This is a genomic window from Paenibacillus sp. OK076, assembly GCF_900110055.1.
Lineage (GTDB): Bacteria > Bacillota > Bacilli > Paenibacillales > Paenibacillaceae > Paenibacillus.
Map to the genome: position 1 here is coordinate 711780 of NZ_FOCH01000001.1, position 17040 is coordinate 728819.

Genomic DNA, 17040 nt, shown 5'->3' on the forward strand with positions numbered 1-17040 from the left:
ATCGCACAGTTATCGAACAAATGGATACAATGATGAAAACAAAACACCTCATATTAGATGATCACGGATCAATATTGTCTGGAAATATGGAAGACCCGTGAAGGACAGTATTTTACCCTGTCTCTAACGGGTCTTTATCGTTGTAATGATATTCATCTGCTGTTAGGGTTTTGCTCGCAAAGATTCAGGTATACGACGAATCATCTGGTTCAACACCTCGGACAATACAAGTCCGATCGCGATGGCACCGGATAACATGAGCGCTTTGGCAGCCATCTCCATGGCAGCACCGTAGTCATTTTGCACAAAATTACGCATCGCATTATAGGCCAGTCCACCGGGGACGAGCGGAATGATACCTGCCACGCTGAAGATAATGACGGGTGCGCGAAACATGCGGGAGAACAGCTGGCTTATGACACCAACCGCGATGGTCGCTGCCAAGGTAGCAGGAACAGCATCCGCGGCATATTCGAGCACAATATAGATGATCCAGCCGATCATGCCGACAAATCCACCGTGAAGCAGCATGCGCCGAGGAGCGTTAAAAATAATGCCAAAAGCGGCCGAGGCGACAAAGCTGGTCAGGGCTTGTTCAATAAAATGAAGCATAACCTGCAACTCCTCCGTCTTACGTAAAAAGTGAAAAAACAACAGCAATGCCTGTACCAATCGCAAAAGCCGTCAGAAACGCCTCGGCTCCCTTGGATAACCCGGACACGAGATGCCCGGCCATCAGGTCACGCACAGCATTAGTAATCAGCAGTCCCGGTACCAGGGGCATGACTGAGCCAATAATGATTTTGTCCCGTTCATGACCCGCGCCCATATAGACAAGCAAAAAGGCGAGCAGACCAATCACAAATGAAGCTGTCAGCTCGGCAAAAAACTTTACGAGTACCAGTCGATGGAAGGCAATGACCGCTGCATAGCCAATACCACCGCAGAGTACAGCAGGGAGAAAGTCGACCCAGCCTCCACCAAACATAATGGTAAAGCACCCACTGGATAATGCCGCCGCTGTAAGCCGCACAACCGCAGAATAGGAGGAGGGCTGTCCCTCAATTTGTTGTAACAATGCATAGGCATCCTCAACGGACAATTCACCTTGCCCAATACGCCGGGAAACGGCATTCACTTCGGATACCTTGTGCAAATCTGTGGTTCGTTCAGAGATCCGTATCAGCTTGGCAGGCTCGGTTGCATCAACCGAGAAGAAGATACCTGTGGGCACAACATAACTGTGCGAATGGGGAAGGCCCAGCGCGGCAGCCATGCGTTTCATCGTATCTTCCACACGATAGGTCTCACCGCCGCTTTGCAGCATGATTTTGCCTGCCAATAGACAGATTGCAATCACGCGGGATTGTTCAGTATGATTTGTCCCAACCAGCTCCGTCTCAGACTGAGGCGCGGGTGGAGGATCATGAGGAATATATTCCAACCGGATCAAGCTCCGTTCATATGAGATAAGGCTTGGTGCCGACACCATTGTATCATATTTCACACGTTAGCAAGGAAACATACCGCACGAACGACAGGAAGTCATGCAGGCTGCAGAGATTAATGCATACATTCACACCAGAATGATAACCCGATCACTCTCAAAACCCAAAAAAGGCTTCGCTCCCGGGGCCTGATGGCCAAAGGGGGAGAAGCTTCTTGGATTAGGCTCAATCGAGACAAAAAACAACTACATCAACAGCGTAATGACCAACAACTCATACAGCACGAGTGGCAGAATGGTTGGTCCAAACAAGGCACGCGGCTCAGGATATCCATGCATCGGCGTAACCTGGAGATACAATATTCCCCGATCTGCGCTGATAATGACACCTTCCCAGACCTGACCATCGATATTCTGAACTTGCACCTTCTTGCCGATATGCTGCCGGGCTGTATGATGAAGCATATTCCGCACACTTTGCACGGATTGGAGCATTGGTTGATTGGCTTGGTATACGACCCGTGCGGATGGTGTGGATGTGGATTCAGACATGATGCACAACCCTTCCTCAAAATCATTTCTTACTTCAAGGTATGCATCTGCCTACAAAAGGTGATCACACAAATGCCATCTCAAGTCTTCCATGCCCATTCTCATAAGCCACTTTGCCCAGCGCGCCATTCACAAAAGTTAATTGTGGCGGGATGTGACCAAGATCCACGTCATACAATACAGGAACATCCATATCTCCGAGAGCCGAAGACAGGGCATCGGTGAAATTGAAATCTCCTGTATCGGAATAACCAGCAGGTCGGCCAAACATGAAGCCTTTAACGCCAGCAAACCAGCCAGCCTGTCTCATCTGCCACAGATGACGGTAGATATCACCCGCATTCATCTCACAGCTTTCCAGATACCAGATCGTTCCTTCTTCTGCACAATACTGATCAAGATACGCTTCAACTGGTGCGTAAGGCGTGCCAATCAGACAGGTGATTGTATCCATGCAGCCGCCGATCAACCGACCTGAGAATGTAACCTGCGAGTCTGCTCCTTCGGGCTGCCCCAGCTGTTTCCAGTGAGAAGGAGTATCCAGATTGAACCTCGACAACTCCGGTTTCCATTCCGATTGATAGTGAGTGGAGGAAGATTGGGTAACCTGCCCTCCCTGGCCAGTCTGTAATACATCAATCCAGCGGGCGGTCACCGGATCGAGTTCATTGGATCTAAGGTCCACGTAGTTCGTACCGTGTGCCGAAGCTGTTCCGGTGATCAGGGTGTATGCGAATAAAAAGGTGCTGATATCCGAATATCCCATAACCCATTTGGGCGGCAAGGTTTTCAAAGTTTCCCAATCGAGCAGGGGCAGAATATCCATAAGGAACTCTCCACCCCACGGAGGGATAATAGCCTGAATCTCAGGGTCACGGAAAAATGCATTCATCTCGGCAGCGCGATCTTCCTTGGATGAACTTACACATTTGGCGTTATGCCGTAGAAATGGGCTTTCCTGAATACCAAAACCAAGTCGCTCCATGTTGTGCCTGCTCTCTTCAAGGTAATGATGCAAGGATTCACTTACACCGCTGGATGGCGCAGCCACACCAATGGTATTTCCCGGAGCGAGGGGTTGTGGGTAACGGATCGAACGCTTATTCATTGTGGAAACACCCTTTCTTGTGAACATATCGATTTAACGAAGATGTTTGATATTTTCATTATAGTACATGACTACTTCATGTGGCTTGTGATTATGGCTACTGACATTTCCTTTAGGGAGTCACAGGAATTTCAATGGAGAACGGTGCACGAATTTGATCAGGGTAAGAGTCTATTTCCATTGTCAGATTTCCTTTAGCTGCGGCTCCATTTTTAATGACAACCCTTGCTTCAAAAACGGAAGGGCTCCAGCCTACTTCATTAATTTCGAAAGGGTTCCCTTTATTGTCCTTGATATTGGTAAATGATAGCCCTGAAGTAGCATTTTGAGCGTTTGCGATTGAAAACTCGAGGATGAGATTTTTGCCCTGGGCCGTGCTTTTCAGGAATTTCAAACTCGATGGACCACCTTGTATTTCACCTGAAGATGGATCGATGCTGATAACCAGTTCATCCTTATCCACTGCTGAAAGACCAGACCCTTGCAGTGTCAGCTTTTTCGGAGCGGAGAAGTACATGCTTTCGAAAAAGACAGAACTTCCAGAGCCTGAGATGGAGGAGGAATCCGTTCGCCATGCTCGGCCTTGCTCATCTACCAACTGCAGATCACGAATTCCGAAGATTTTTTTGGTATTGTTCCGATCATATTCGATATCAAGAACAAGGCGAGTGGGATACAGAACGGCCTGTTTTACTTGAATACGCTGCCCGTCCACGGTCATTGTTTGGTTTACGGGAATGATTTTTTTCATGCCTTTCGTTAAGCTGCGATCCACTGGGAAGGTGACCTTCCACTTATTATTCGGTTCTTTACCTTGTTCCTTAAATACAACGGTCAGCTCTTGTGGTGGTAAAGACTCTGCGAATGAGACATCGATTTTATCCTCATAAATGCCACTTTCTGAAGCCGGCGTAGGAGAGAAGTAGCTAAACGCAACAGGCAGCTTTTTTCCATCCCTATCAAGCAAATCGATATCATATCGACCTTTCTCTAGATCTTTCATGCCTTTCATCGTGTAAAAAATGACCATACGTGACTCGTCTGTGATAATGCCTTCAACGGTCAAGGAAGCACCATCATGCTCATCGGTCACACCAACCTTCTGCAAGAGGGACTGATCGATGGCCATCATTAATCCTTTGTCCTGGCGAATCATGCTCACAATGCCTTCCATGCCGGGCAATTGCTCCACAAAGGACGCAAAGGCGGGGGAGACGCGGATACATCCCGTAAACACGAGGATGATCGCGGCTGCAGATATGGAGCTCATAACCCAGCGCAGCCGTGACTTGCGCTTGCGCGCAGCCTGACGGATTCCGGCCTGTACAGCCTGATATGCTTCGGCATCCGGTACAGATATGGCGTCGTATTCCCTTTTACGATCATTCAGACGCTGCTCAAGGGCTTCAAATGGCTTTATTTCATCGTTCATGATGTTATATCTCCTTTCGTTTCAAGTTGGTCCCGGAGCTGCCTAAGTGCCCGGTGCAATCGGGATTTTACGGTTCCGGTCGGGATTTTGAGAATATCAGCGACTTCTGTTAAGGAGAAACCTTCGAAATAGCTTAGAATAATAATTAGTTTGCAATCCGGATCCAGCGCAGAGACAGCTGCGGCCAGATCAGGGTCTGCGGTCTGGTCCCAGCTGCTAGGTTCATGAATTTCGGTAACGTGGCTGAACCGGCTCTTGCGTTTGCGTTCGTCCACACAGTAGTTCAGCAGAATGCGGATCAGCCAAGTGGCGAAATAGGAGGGTTCTTTTAATTTCTTGAGCTTTCGATAAGCTCTGTAGGTGCATTCCTGTATCGCTTCCAGCGCATCCTCCTCGTTGTGCAGATAGGCATAGGCGATCCGGTACAGTCGGCTCTGATGCATCTCCATTAAGGCTGCAAAAGCCTCGGCATCCCCTTTCTGTGCGGCGATGGTCAGTTGAGCAGGGGTCACATGGCTCCTCCTTTCATGGATGTTGTTGCGTATTAGACCGTGGAAAGGGCCAAACGGTTCTTGATTTTGGAAAAAAAGTTATGTATTCACGTACTGAGACTACCACCAAGAAGGAAATTGCGCAGAAACTGAAAACAACCGCCAAGCTCCCCCTTATGTTAGAGAGAGGAGTTCGGCGGCTGTTATTCATCATATGACTTGTCTGACCGTAATGAGATTCGTTTCTCCCGATTTCAATCTTCAGAATAAAGATGGAGTTTCTTCGCAGCTTCCAGACCAGGCACCGCGAAACTAGCGAGCGGCGATGGCAGATCATCCAACGGGAACCAACCGATCTCACCAATCGCTCCGCCTTCTTCGAGGTTACGAGCAATACCGCCAATAACTCGAGTTGAGTAGAGGACGGAAATCCAATGCTCCTGTTGTTCAGGTCGGATCGTCTCTGCGGTGCAGAGCAGCTTGTCGATGGCAATATCCAGATCGACTTCTTCCTTGATCTCTCGAATGACCGTCGTTTCAACGGATTCGTATGGGTCAACTTTGCCCCCAGGGATACTCCAGGTGTACTGTTCAGGCTGACGATTCCGCCAAACCAAAAGGACTTCATTACGTTCGTTGAGGATGACTGCTCCCACACCAATCCGAGGTTGGACAGGAGAGTTCTCTGTACCTTTGGTGTTAAGTAAGGACAACGCAGATCCTTCGGCAGCGACCAATCGTGAGTCTGAGTGATCTTCGTTCTGTTTAGCTCCTTGGGCATGAGTGGACTGAAACGCGAGCGGAAGTTTGGTCTGCGTTGACCATTCTTCTGCAAGAATACTCATCGAGATCAGATCATAATGCGTGCCATCCCGTAGAACGGCAGAACGCTGGCGGCCTTCCTCCCGAAATCCGGCTTTCAGATAGGCGCGTCGGGCAGTCTCATTGTATTCAATTACTTCCAGCGCAATCCGATTCAGATTCAATTCATGGAATCCATAACGAATAATCAGGGCGAGAGCATCACTGCCGTATCCTTTACCCCGATCTTTATCATCACCAATACCAATGGCCAGGCGTGCAGAGCGGTTATTCCATTCAATTCGGTAGAGAGCCGTGAATCCGATGAACCGATTATCCTCGAGAGTACGCAGCGCAAATTCAAAACCGTTGTCTCTGCGAACTGCGGATGACCCCGTCTCATCCGGCGTTAGCGGAACAGCAATATCGGTATCCAGATTACGCAAGTAATCATAACTGTCAGTGAAGCGGGAGAGCCGCATGCAGTCTTCTGGGCAAGGAGCGGCTAGCCGGACTTTGGAGCCTTGAAAAGCATTTAAATGACGTGGAGCCATGTTGCACCTCTTTTATTGGATATGAAATCATACATTTTATCTCATTATACTACGAAACAGAGAGGATACCGAAAAAGGGCACAAGTAGGGGAGCATACCCTCCTGATTAGGAAAAGAAAAGCGACGCTAGATGTGGTTAATATAGATCAATATAATTCAATATAGATCCTCTGGATATTTCCGAATGTAGCCAAAACAAAAAGCAGCCAAAGGGCTGCTCTACCATTCATTATTTCATATTCTGCAACAGGTTTTTCATTTTCTTGTAGTGCCCACTGACCCGATCAACCATGTAGTTATACATAAGCTGATTCTCCGAAAGGTTCGCCATTTCCTTGTCAATATCAACGTTATTGTTGTTATTATTCATGGAAGTTTCGTTGTTCTCGACAATCCGGTAGTTTACGATGGAGTCATTGGGATTACTGACCGGAAAGTGTTTCTCATGCGTCCGCTTCATGGCGAGCTGATCTGTTTTGCCATTCTCAATGATACGTCTGAGCTCTTCCTCAAACTCCACCGATTTCTTTTTGTAATTGGGTGTGTCTGCATTGGCAATATTTTCAGTGGTGACCTTGTGCTGCGCGTTCAGCGCTTGTAACAGGGATTCATTGCGTCTGGAAGTGTTCGTTTCAATCAACGGCTCAGTCTCCTTCAATGGAAATGCAATTGCTTTCATCATAAAAAAATGAGCTGCTGCCTGTCAAGTCAGGCAAAAGAAAAGGATAAGCGCATGCCGGAGGTTTCCATTAGGAAATCCTGCTTCATGACATCTTATCCTTGTCCCAGCCCGTATGAATCAGTCCTCACGAATCAGCTATTAAGAAGGACGATTGATGTTTTTGCCATAATAAATCTCATCCATCTCCAGCTTCAACCACTCCGTAATTTCCTGTTGCTCGACCTTGCTCAGTTTATCTTTGGTATAACCAAACAGATAGTTATCGAGATCGAATTCTTTCAGTTTGCACTTGGTGTGGAAAATGTTCTCCTGATAGACGTTCACGTCAATCATGTCGAAGCTGCTCTTGATCTCATCCGGAATGTAATTCTGGATCGAACCGATCTCATGATCAATGAACAGCTTGCGTCCACTCGTATCCCGTGTAAAACCACGTACCCGGTAGTCCATCGTCATGATATCCGTATCGAACGAGTGGATCAGATAGTTCAGTGCCTTTAGCGGCGAGATTTCACCACAGGTAGAGACGTCAATATCTGCCCGGAACGTACTGATGCCTTCGCTCGGGTGGAATTCGGGGTACGTATGAACGGTAATATGGCTTTTGTCGAGCTGCATGACGACATTATCGGGCAGGGGGCCGGGAGATTCATCGAAGGATTCCTCAGGGATCTCCACAATGGGGCCTTCCGACACAAGCATCGTCACACTTGCACCCTGGGGGACATAGTCCTGTTGGGCGACATTCAGCACATGGGCACCGATAATGTCAGACACGTTGTTCAGGATTTTGCTCAGCCGGGCAGCATTATATTGTTCATCAATATATTCAATGTAAGCTTCGCGTTCATCTTTGGTTTTCGTATAACAGATATCGTACATATTGAAACTCAGCGACTTGGTCAGGTTGTTGAATCCATGCAGTTGAATGCGCTGCTCTGGCGTTAATGTCATGGTTGCAGTTCCCCTTTGTCCCATACGACATGGTAATCGCAGTTTTACTACTACTTATACCCAACCTGCCGCCAAAAAAAACATATGTACGTCATTCTTTGCTGCTCCAGTCGTGTACAGATTAGAATGAAGGATCTTCGTAATCCCCGACATCGTTCATCCGTTCATCTTCGGCGACCGATTGAATATCCTCCGAGGTAATGCTGATGATGGTGTAATCTTCATTCTGCTGTTTTTTGACCGCTTTTTCCTTTATAAAACGGGGACTGCCATCCCCGGCATCTTCATCATACACGAGCAGAAGACCGTCGCTTTTACGCAGCAGCAAATCATCCCGCGCAGTGAACTGCCACGGCCCGATATACGGCTGATGACTAATCGCACCATAATAGTCCACACCTTGCAGAATGGAGCGATAATACTCCTGTTTGTCTTCCTTCCATTGTTCCTCAGGATTCTGAAAAGCGGTAATGATCGACAGCTTCAGATCCGGAAACGTCTTCTTCAGCTCAAGCACCACTTCACAGGCCCACAGGTCTACACCGTATTGGCCTGGTGTCAGCACCCATTCCAGCCCGTCTTCGACCAGTGGTGTAAGACGGGAGGAGATCGCCTTTTTGATGAAAGGAATTCCCTCATGTTTCTGTCCAAAAATCTGTAGTTCATGTGCACGATAACCGGTAATCAGCAAGTTTTTCAACATCGCTTCCTCCTTTCAGACGTGGTCAGGCCATCGGCCAGTTCCGGCACCGCGGCTTGTCCAGTATCGGCTGAAATCACTGAGTCAGTGACGCCTGTTCTTTGAATCATCCCGTTAGTTCGCTGATGGAGCATCCGTACGGAATGGATAGAGGAACTGTTTTGGAATATCGGTCTCAAATCTCATCAGCTCACCCGACGTTGGATGGATGAACGAGAGTACCCGTGCATGCAGTCCGAGGCGACCCAGTGTTTTGGTATGAGCACCATATTTTTTGTCGCCTGCGATGGGATGGCCCAGATCTTCCATATGCACACGAATCTGGTTTTTGCGTCCCGTTTCCAGACGGACTTCCAGCAGGGAGAATTCACGGTTCGATTGTAGACGTTTGTAGTGTGTAATGGCATGTTGTCCATCATTCGGGCGAGAACTGGAATACATTTTGAGCGTCTTGGTTTCTTTCAACCATGAGGAAATGGTGCCCTCTTCTTTTGCAACGGCGCCTTCCACAAGGGCAACATACACACGATCCTGTACATTTTCTTTCCAGTTGTCCTGCAGCTTCTGCTGCACTTCTTCACTCTTCGCGAACATCATGACACCCGAAGTGTCGCGGTCCAGACGATGGACAATAAATATCCGGTTCAGCGCGTCGGTACGGCGAACATGCTCGGTCAGCTGGCGATAAGCGGTAAGATCATCACTCTTGTCAGCGGCAATGGATAACAGCCCAGCTTCCTTGCGAATGACAATGATATCATCGTCTTCATGCAAAATGTTAATGCCCGTCAGGGAAGGAGCGGCAACAGCGCCTTCTTTGCTAATCGTTACGATCTGCCCCGGCGTAAGCTCCAGATTAAACTTGGTCACCACTTTCTGATCAACGGATACCTGTCCGCGACCCAGAATGGATTTGACCGCATTACGGCCGGACTTCAAATGTTTCAGCAGGAAGCTGAGCAGCTCATCAGGTTCAGTAACCTTGTACGGACGTGGTGGTTCTTGCTTGCGATAATAGGAATTGCCCGAGCGTTTGGCTGCTTTGGGTTTGGGTGCTCCGGCTTTCTTGGGAACCGCGGAGGATTTGGATGCTACTGGCTTTTTCGCCGCTCCTGTATTACGCGATGTGGATGGTCCTGATGATTTGGCGGAAGTAAAAGTGGACCGACCCGACCGCGCTGTGGACGAACCTGCGGATGTTTTCCCTTTGGCGGATGTATTGCCTGTTGGGCGTTTACGTTTATTCATAAATAGTAATCTCCTTCTGAACAGCCTGTACCGCTTGTGTGCATACGATCCGTTCATTTCGTTATGCAGTCCAATATACCATTAACCGGGGGCAAATAAAAATAGGTGGACAGAAACTGTTACCCATCCAATCCAAAGAGAGTCGAGATTCATAGAATAACGTATCCTATAGCATTGGAGGTGTTACTCATGGGTGTGTTTCTCGATATGAGAACTTCGATGAACTCGGGAACTGTTGGACAGCCCGGTTTGTCTCTGGGCCCATCACCAGAAGCGTTCGGCTCCATTGGTCTGCAGACCCTTGGTGTCCCAAACCCTATTATCACCTTGAATGGCACGGTTGGCGTTACCGGAGAAGTGGGAGATACGTTCGTTGTTGAGCTTGTACGGGGTAGTGTTTACGATCCGTTCTTTGTAATCTATCGCGCCGAAGGTACCATAGGTCAGAACGGTGGCGCTGAATTTCATTCGTTCACTGCACAGGATCTGTCCGCACCGCCTGCACTGGAAAGTGTGTATACCTCGTTCATTTCCGGGGTGTCCACATCTGTACGGACCGGACCTGAGGTGTTCTATGGTATTGCAGCCACCAATTGGTTCCTATGAACAAAAGGTTCAACAGAAAGAGTGTTTACGTTACGGCATCTTATGATTAGCAGAACAAAATCCCGGCTCCAAGGAGTCCGGGATTTTGGTTGTAGTATCTACTTTTAAAGGCTAGTTGGCGCGGCCTTTCAAAATAATGTTGTTGGCTTTGCCGAAGTCGATGGCGACTTTGCCTGCAAGTGCCGCTGTACGCTCCGCAAGGACAACCGCGTTCACGCCACAGGAGAAGAGAGCTACATCGAAGGTATCCTGATTCGTTTGAATCCACTCCAGTGTTTCCTGCATCTGATCCCAGCTGTCGAAGGGCAGCGCAGCTGTAATATTCAGGTGATACGGCTCCTGAACGAGTGTGGCTCGCAGCTGTTCAATCTCACGGGTAACGAGCAGTATCCGCTTGCCGGCAAGCATATTCCAGAAGCGGGGCACCTGCGCGAGTTCCCGATTGACACAGGCATGGCAAGTCAGCGCCGGAGAGATACCGAAATGTGCGAACACCGTATCGGTCAGCTGTCTTTTGAGATGCTCCGGGGCTTTGATGGTACTGTCCCCGTGAGGAAGAACACCTACGATATTCGCCCGCTGTAAGGAAGCCGCAACCTCATCCCGGAGCTGCAGGTTGGGCAGACGCAGTCCTTTTTGCCCCAGATTAGCCTTGATGGCCCATCGCTCCTGCAAAACCTGTTCCGTGCTCCAGACCGTTTCCTGGGACATGACGATATTCTCCCCATCGCCTACACGGACCAGAGAGAAAGGACGTTGCTCTCTCACGGCGGCTTCAAGTTGATCCAACACACCATCCATTTCAAGATAGATTGCATTCATTCTGGTATAAAGCCTCCTTTGAAATTCAATTGCTCTATTCTATGTTGCGGCTTCGGCAACGTTTTGTGTGTTCGACCCGCAGGGCGCCTTTCTGGTGCATATCAAACTACTTCTTGAAGCATGTGAGGGGCTTAATGGGCTTATGTAAAATGCTCATTTATAGGAGAACCCGTGCAGGTGTCCGGACCGATTCTAGTATTTTTTCATACGGTATAGAGTCGGCTGGATTGGCGAGAGCTTCTGTATAGAGCTTCAGGCAGACAGGGATTTTTTTGTGTGGGAATGACTGTAAACGCTATGAAAACATTCTGAATTAAGTGAAAGAAAATCACAGACTTGATGAGGAGGAAGGGTATGTCCAGAAGAGTGGTTATTGAGATTAACTTCAACAATTATGGAATGGACCCGCAACGCTTGACGAGAGAATGGTTGGAGCGGCGGATGGACATTTTTCGTAGATTCACCCTGAATTGCCTTAAAGCCCAGACGAATCAGGATTTCCTGGCTGTATTGAAGTTGTCCAAGGAATCGGGGGAACTCATAAAGGAGATTCTCTCGGAACAGGAGCCGCTACCTGCCAACATCCGGTTTGGCACGCATATCGAGAGTGTGCGGGCTATTCTGGCTTTTGCCGAGGGAGCAGAGGATATCTATATAGCCCGACTGGATTCAGATGATCTGTATCACAAGACGTTTGTTCAACAGCTCTATGATGTGCAGCCACAGCCAGGAACGATGGCACTCATCAACCAGAATGGATATCTGTGGGACAGCGTGAATCATGAGATGGCGCCAGCTTTTCATCGTTCCCCGCAGTTCTATGTCTACCTATATAAAACCGCAGAGTATGCTGCGGGATATCGGGTGAAGCTGCCGGGCCGGGGAACACATGGCAATGTCATTGAGCTACCGCATGAACTGCTGGCTCCGCGCAATTACGTGAATATCGTGCATTCCAGCAATACATCCATCAAAAAAGTACCGCCCAAAGATCGGTTGAGCCGGGAAGAGATGGCTGCGGTATTACGCGAATTCATGATTTGAACAAGGAGGGATTCACCATGATTAAAGGACGAACGATTCTGATCACCGGAGGCACGGGCTCCTGGGGGCAAAAGCTGACCGAGGTACTGCTGGAGCAGAATCCAGCCGAAATTCGGATTCTCTCGCGTAATGAGTACGCCCAGATAACGATGCAGCGGGATTTCGGTCATGATGCACGTTTGCGTTTTGTCATCGGGGATATTCGCGACTATCGGGCAGTGGAGGAAGCCTGTCGCGGGGTGGATGTTCTTTTTCATCTGGCAGCACTGAAGCATGTTCCGGTATGCGAGGATCAGCCGGATGAAGCGTTCAAGACCAACGTCATCGGCACGCAGAACATTATTCGCGCTGCGATTCACATGCAGGTTGCCAAAGTCATTGACGTCTCCACCGACAAGGCGGTAGATCCAATTAACGTTTACGGCATGACCAAGGCTTTGGGTGAAAAGATGATGATTCGTGCTAATGGGCTGAGCGAGTCCACCCGTTTTGTATGTATTCGCGGGGGCAATGTGCTCGGGACCAGCGGCAGTGTTGTTCCATTGTTCCGTCGTCAGATTGATGAAGGCAAGAGCCTGACCATTACGGACAAAGGCATGACCCGCTTTTTCCTGACGCGGACGGAGGCCATTCATTTGTTGCTGAAGGCAGCTGAGGCAGCGGTGGGCGGTGAGACTTTTGTAATGAAAATGAAGGCCTGCAAGATGACAGATCTGGCTTCGGTCATGCTGGAACAGGCAGGTCGTCCTGCTCACGACTATACAGTAACCGGGATTCGACCGGGCGAAAAATTGCATGAAGTACTCATTTCTCCATTCGAGGCACCACGTACCTACAAATATGACGAGCAATATTATGTGATTTTGCCACAAGAACCGGAGAAAAGCCTGACAGATCGGTATAGTGGTCTGCCTGGTGTGACCTTTTCCGAGTATCGTTCGGACAGCGCGATGATGAACCGGTCAGCGGTTGCCCAATTTTTGCGTGCAGGTGGCTTTATCGATTAATAGAAGGGAGGCGGACCGTTTGGAGGTGGAAGGAATGGTAGAGGGCAGCAAGTACGAAGGAAATAACAAAACACAGGAACGTACCACGCTTCAAAACATAAACAACCGCTCCCTGAAAGGCGCCGTCATTGGTCTCGGGTATGTCGGTTTACCTATGGCGGTGGAGATGGCGCAGGCTGGGTATCAGGTGCAAGGAATTGACATCGATGGAGCGAAGGTGGCCAAGCTGCGTGCCGGGAAATCGTATGTGATCGGCATTGAAGATAAGGTGGTGCAATCCCTTGCTCAGGCCGGGTTGTTCATCGCAGGCACGGATTTCGCAGCAGTGGCGCAGGCCGATGTCATTGTTATCTGTGTGCCTACGCCTTTAACTGCGGAGCACCAGCCGGACATTTCATTTATCGCTGCAGTGGTGGATGGCATAACGCCTTATCTTCAGGAGGGCTGCCTGGTCATATTGGAGAGTACCACGTATCCCGGCACCACCGAGGAGCGTGTAAAGCAGCCGATCGAAGCCGCGAAAGGGTGGAAAGTAGGGCAGCAGTTTCATGTCTGTTATTCTCCAGAGCGGGTAGATCCCGGAAGTGTGCATTATGGGGTGAAAAATACACCCAAGATCATTGGCGGCTCCACCCCGTCCTGTCTATCTTATGGAAAAGCATTCTATGGTTCGTTCCTGAACGAAATCGTTCCCGTTAGTTCAACGACAGTGGCAGAGACGGCAAAATTGTTCGAAAATACGTTTCGCAGCGTGAACATCGCGCTTGTGAACGAACTGACACCCGCTTGTGAGCAAATGGGCGTAAACATCTGGGAGGTGCTGGACGCTGCGGCAACCAAGCCGTTCGGTTATATGCCGTTCTATCCAGGTCCGGGCATTGGTGGACACTGCATTCCAATTGACCCGATCTATCTGTCCTGGGCCGCAGGCCGTCAGGGGTCGGAACTGAAATTCATTTCGCTTGCGGATGCAACCAATCGGGAAATGCCGGAAAGAGTGGTCAAGCGTGCCGCCGAGCTGCTCGAACAGAACGGTTCATCGTTGCAGCGAGCCCGAATTGTGCTGGCGGGTATGGCGTACAAAAAAGATATCGACGATCTGCGTGAATCGCCAGCGCTGGATGTCTATAGACTGCTTTGTGAAGCGGGGGCAGATGTGGTTTTTACCGATCCGATGGTGCCTGTATTCCGCAGGGATGATGGCACGGTTGCTCATGCTCAACCAGCATCACCAGCATTGTGGGCAGGGGCTGATCTGGTCATGATTACGACGGATCATACGGGCTTCGATTATCAGGAGATGGCGGATCATGCCAAGCTCATCTTCGACACACGTAATGCTACAGCCGGATGTGTCGGTGGAAATATCGTGGTGCTTGGACAGCCGATTCGACCGGAAGTGAACGTGCTGCAGGGTATGAAGGGAATACATGAGTTGCAAATTCACGAAAACATGCGAGTGTCTCAGAAGGTGGATGGGGATAGGCAGGGACATACCAATCCTATCGGTGCAGACCGACAAGCACACAGTGAACCACACCTCAAACACTCGCACGAAAATTGCGGAGGCAGCCATGGCGAATCATGACCGGGTCAACGAGCGTTATTATGGCGAGATCAATTCGGAGGAATCACATGAAGCCACACGTACCCGCATTCACTGGATGTGCCGGGAAGCGACAGGCAAACGAATTCTGGATATTGGATGCAGCCAGGGAGTTACCTCCATTTTGCTGGGGCGGGAAGGCTTTCGGGTGACCGGAATTGATCTGGAAGAAGAGAGTATACAGTACGCCCGCGAGGAACTGGCGAAGGAATCCAGACCCGTGCGGAACAATGTGGATTTTCGCCTGCTGGACATTACGCAATGGAAAACAAGAACCACCTTTGATACCGTATTGCTTGGTGAAGTGCTGGAGCATTTTGCCCATCCGGAGACGTTATTGCTGCAAATTCACCGACTGCTGCAGGAGGAGGGAACTCTTGTTGTGACCGTGCCGTATGGTTATCATCCCTTTTACGATCACAAGCAGACGTTCTATGCCGGGAATCTGGCAATGTGCTTGCTGCCGTATTTTGAAGTATTGAAGCTGGAAGTTCATCATAAATATCTATGTTGTGTGGCACGCAAAAGACGGAAAACGCAGCTGTATATGTCACCAACCCTGAACCAACTGACGGAATGGATGGAGCTGGATCACGTACAGTTTGCCGCTGTGGAGAAGAATCACCTTCGCCTGATGAATCAGCGCAAGAAAGCGTTGGACAATGCGGTGGAGCAGGTTAAACGTCTGCGCCGTCAGGAGACTGGGGAAGTGTAGCAGATGAGGCTGAGAAGAAAAAAACGCAATACGCGTAAGACAGGAAGGGGCTTAAACCGTGATCACTATCAGTCTGTGTATGATTGTGAAGAACGAACAACGCACACTTGCGCGCTGTCTCGACTCGGTCGCCGGCATCGCGGACGAGATCATTATTGTAGATACCGGTTCATCCGATCGTACGATGGAGATCGCTGCGCAATATACCGACCGGGTCTATACGTATGCGTGGAAAGATGATTTCGCCGCAGCGCGGAATTATTCATTCGATCGGGCCACACAGGAATATATCCTGTGGCTGGATGCGGATGATGTGCTGCTGCCTGCGGAACGGGCGAAGCTGGAAAGGTTGAAGCAGCAGCTGCCGTCCGGGGGAGAGACGGCGGCTGTGATCTTTAGCTATACGCTGGCCGAGGGGCCGGAGGGAAGTCCGCTCGTGACGGACCGACGGTTGCGCCTCGTCAAGCGGGAAGCGGGCTGCCGCTGGCATGGCCGGCTGCACGAGCAGTTAGGCTTCCCGCAGAGCGGTGTCATTACGGCAGACATTGCCGTCACGCACCGCCGCGAAGCGGGCCATCATTCGGCGCGAAACGTGCGCATACTGCGCAAATGGATCGCCGAAGAGGGCGCAGCCCAGGGACGCCTGCTGTTCTATTATGCAGGCGAATGTTACGACCGCAGGCGTTATGCGGCGGCGGTTCGGGCGTACGCGAAGCTGGTGCTGGAGCCGAGCGGTTATCGCGAGGATCGGCTCATCGCCTGCGCGCGGCTGGCGGAATGTTACGAACGGCTTGGCGATCCGGGCCGGAAGCTGGGGGCATTGTTACAGTCATTTCAATTCGACCTGCCGCATGCCGACTTCTGCTGCGCTATCGCTGCCTGCTTCCAGGAGCGGCAGGAGATTGTGTCCGCCATCTACTGGTATATGCAGGCGCTCGATGTCAGCAGCCGCGATCCGGGTCTGCGTCCGGTGCCAGCGGCATGCCGCACTTGGCTGCCCCACGCCCGACTCTCCCTTTGTTACGCTCACATGGGGAACTGGGAGCACGCGCTTCTGCATAACAGCAAAGCAAGGGAGTATCTGCCGAATGACCCCGGCCTGATTGCCAATCGGCAGAAGCTTGAAGCGGTGATGAGTAAGGGGAACAAGGGCACGGAAGAAAGAGAGAAAGGGTAAGAGTAAGAGTAAGAGTGGTGTTGCTCCGCTCTAGAGGTGGAATAAGAGCAGCCCCGCTTGCCTTGAGATTCGGCGAGCGGGGCTGCTTATTTGT

18 protein-coding genes and 1 pseudogene are annotated in these 17040 nt (G+C 50.0%); 6 read left to right on the plus strand and 13 right to left on the minus strand.

Translation table 11 applies throughout. The features are described from left to right. Window positions 1-162: 162 nt before the first annotated feature. From BMY78_RS03110 to BMY78_RS03160, 12 genes and pseudogenes are all read right to left on the minus strand, one after another. Window positions 163-612, minus strand: a complete 450-nt coding sequence (locus tag BMY78_RS03110; protein ID WP_090894573.1) for a threonine/serine exporter family protein — start codon at window positions 610-612, stop codon at window positions 163-165. A gap of 19 nt (window positions 613-631) precedes the next feature. Continuing rightward, entirely contained in the window at window positions 632-1327 is a 696-nt protein-coding gene (locus tag BMY78_RS03115) for a threonine/serine exporter family protein (RefSeq protein WP_231952780.1), read from the minus strand. A gap of 366 nt (window positions 1328-1693) precedes the next feature. After that, window positions 1694-1999 carry a hypothetical protein gene (locus tag BMY78_RS03120; RefSeq protein WP_090894577.1) on the minus strand — a complete coding sequence of 102 codons (306 nt, stop codon included), beginning with the start codon at window positions 1997-1999 and terminating at the stop codon, window positions 1694-1696. 64 nt (window positions 2000-2063) lie between these two features. Beyond that, window positions 2064-3107: a S66 family peptidase gene (locus BMY78_RS03125; protein WP_090894579.1), complete on the minus strand. Its 1044-nt coding sequence runs from the start codon at window positions 3105-3107 to the stop codon at window positions 2064-2066. Window positions 3108-3219: 112 nt separating this feature from the next. Then, window positions 3220-4539: a DUF4179 domain-containing protein gene (locus BMY78_RS03130; RefSeq protein WP_090894581.1), complete on the minus strand. Its 1320-nt coding sequence runs from the start codon at window positions 4537-4539 to the stop codon at window positions 3220-3222. After that, window positions 4536-5051, minus strand: a complete 516-nt coding sequence (locus tag BMY78_RS03135; RefSeq protein ID WP_090894583.1) for an RNA polymerase sigma factor — start codon at window positions 5049-5051, stop codon at window positions 4536-4538. Before BMY78_RS03135 ends, BMY78_RS03130 begins: the two co-directional genes overlap by 4 nt. 233 nt (window positions 5052-5284) lie before the next feature. Beyond that, a complete protein-coding gene (locus tag BMY78_RS03140) occupies window positions 5285-5692 on the minus strand; it encodes an NUDIX domain-containing protein (protein WP_256222192.1) in 408 nt (135 codons plus the stop codon). Between the two features lie 201 nt (window positions 5693-5893). Beyond that, window positions 5894-6385: pseudogene (locus tag BMY78_RS33145) on the minus strand (GNAT family N-acetyltransferase); the annotation flags it as partial. A gap of 229 nt (window positions 6386-6614) precedes the next feature. Continuing rightward, the gene (gene flgB / locus BMY78_RS03145; protein ID WP_090901961.1) at window positions 6615-7025 is read right to left on the minus strand and encodes a flagellar basal body rod protein FlgB; all 411 of its coding nucleotides are present in this window, start codon (window positions 7023-7025) and stop codon (window positions 6615-6617) included. Between the two features lie 180 nt (window positions 7026-7205). Next, window positions 7206-8021: an adenosylmethionine decarboxylase gene (speD, locus tag BMY78_RS03150; RefSeq protein WP_090894585.1), complete on the minus strand. Its 816-nt coding sequence runs from the start codon at window positions 8019-8021 to the stop codon at window positions 7206-7208. 121 nt (window positions 8022-8142) lie between these two features. After that, window positions 8143-8724, minus strand: a complete 582-nt coding sequence (locus BMY78_RS03155) for an SLOG family protein (protein ID WP_177185636.1) — start codon at window positions 8722-8724, stop codon at window positions 8143-8145. Between the two features lie 111 nt (window positions 8725-8835). Continuing rightward, on the minus strand, window positions 8836-9969 hold the full coding sequence (locus BMY78_RS03160) for an RluA family pseudouridine synthase (protein ID WP_090894588.1): 1134 nt from the start codon (window positions 9967-9969) through the stop codon (window positions 8836-8838). A 189-nt stretch (window positions 9970-10158) separates the two neighbouring features. Here BMY78_RS03160 and BMY78_RS03165 point away from each other — a divergent pair, with 189 nt between their 5' ends. Then, entirely contained in the window at window positions 10159-10575 is a 417-nt protein-coding gene (locus BMY78_RS03165) for a hypothetical protein (protein WP_090894590.1), read from the plus strand. A 111-nt stretch (window positions 10576-10686) separates the two neighbouring features. Here BMY78_RS03165 and BMY78_RS03170 read toward each other — a convergent pair whose 3' ends face one another. Next, on the minus strand, window positions 10687-11397 hold the full coding sequence (locus BMY78_RS03170; protein ID WP_090894592.1) for a GT-D fold domain-containing glycosyltransferase: 711 nt from the start codon (window positions 11395-11397) through the stop codon (window positions 10687-10689). 354 nt (window positions 11398-11751) lie between these two features. Between BMY78_RS03170 and BMY78_RS03175 the strand changes: the two genes are divergently transcribed. From BMY78_RS03175 to BMY78_RS03195, 5 genes are read left to right on the plus strand one after another with little or no spacing between them, the layout of a single operon-like run. Then, window positions 11752-12441 (plus strand): glycosyltransferase, encoded by a 690-nt coding sequence (locus BMY78_RS03175; RefSeq protein WP_090894594.1) that lies wholly within the window; start codon window positions 11752-11754, stop codon window positions 12439-12441. Window positions 12442-12458: 17 nt separating this feature from the next. Then, a complete protein-coding gene (locus tag BMY78_RS03180; protein WP_090894596.1) occupies window positions 12459-13448 on the plus strand; it encodes a polysaccharide biosynthesis protein in 990 nt (329 codons plus the stop codon). A gap of 25 nt (window positions 13449-13473) precedes the next feature. Next, a complete protein-coding gene (locus BMY78_RS03185; RefSeq protein WP_256222193.1) occupies window positions 13474-15036 on the plus strand; it encodes a nucleotide sugar dehydrogenase in 1563 nt (520 codons plus the stop codon). Continuing rightward, window positions 15023-15769 (plus strand): class I SAM-dependent methyltransferase, encoded by a 747-nt coding sequence (locus tag BMY78_RS03190; protein ID WP_090894598.1) that lies wholly within the window; start codon window positions 15023-15025, stop codon window positions 15767-15769. The genes BMY78_RS03185 and BMY78_RS03190 overlap by 14 nt, the downstream gene beginning before the upstream one ends. A 58-nt stretch (window positions 15770-15827) precedes the next feature. Next, window positions 15828-16946 carry a glycosyltransferase family 2 protein gene (locus BMY78_RS03195; RefSeq protein ID WP_256221932.1) on the plus strand — a complete coding sequence of 373 codons (1119 nt, stop codon included), beginning with the start codon at window positions 15828-15830 and terminating at the stop codon, window positions 16944-16946. Window positions 16947-17040: the final 94 nt, after the last annotated feature.

Bases quoted from the DNA above. Each gene is read 5' to 3' on its own strand.
- speD (WP_090894585.1), bottom strand. From the start codon at position 8,021: ATGACATTAACGCCAGAGCAGCGCATTCAACTGCATGGATTCAACAAC.
- BMY78_RS03160 (WP_090894588.1), bottom strand. From the start codon at position 9,969: ATGAATAAACGTAAACGCCCAACAGGCAATACATCCGCCAAAGGGAAA.
- BMY78_RS03110 (WP_090894573.1), bottom strand. From the start codon at position 612: ATGCTTCATTTTATTGAACAAGCCCTGACCAGCTTTGTCGCCTCGGCC.
- BMY78_RS03130 (WP_090894581.1), bottom strand. From the start codon at position 4,539: ATGAACGATGAAATAAAGCCATTTGAAGCCCTTGAGCAGCGTCTGAAT.
- BMY78_RS03165 (WP_090894590.1), top strand. From the start codon at position 10,159: ATGGGTGTGTTTCTCGATATGAGAACTTCGATGAACTCGGGAACTGTT.
- BMY78_RS03170 (WP_090894592.1), bottom strand. From the start codon at position 11,397: ATGAATGCAATCTATCTTGAAATGGATGGTGTGTTGGATCAACTTGAA.
- BMY78_RS03115 (WP_231952780.1), bottom strand. From the start codon at position 1,327: ATGCTGCAAAGCGGCGGTGAGACCTATCGTGTGGAAGATACGATGAAA.
- BMY78_RS03120 (WP_090894577.1), bottom strand. From the start codon at position 1,999: ATGTCTGAATCCACATCCACACCATCCGCACGGGTCGTATACCAAGCC.
- BMY78_RS03155 (WP_177185636.1), bottom strand. From the start codon at position 8,724: ATGTTGAAAAACTTGCTGATTACCGGTTATCGTGCACATGAACTACAG.
- BMY78_RS03180 (WP_090894596.1), top strand. From the start codon at position 12,459: ATGATTAAAGGACGAACGATTCTGATCACCGGAGGCACGGGCTCCTGG.
- BMY78_RS03175 (WP_090894594.1), top strand. From the start codon at position 11,752: ATGTCCAGAAGAGTGGTTATTGAGATTAACTTCAACAATTATGGAATG.
- BMY78_RS03125 (WP_090894579.1), bottom strand. From the start codon at position 3,107: ATGAATAAGCGTTCGATCCGTTACCCACAACCCCTCGCTCCGGGAAAT.
- BMY78_RS03190 (WP_090894598.1), top strand. From the start codon at position 15,023: ATGGCGAATCATGACCGGGTCAACGAGCGTTATTATGGCGAGATCAAT.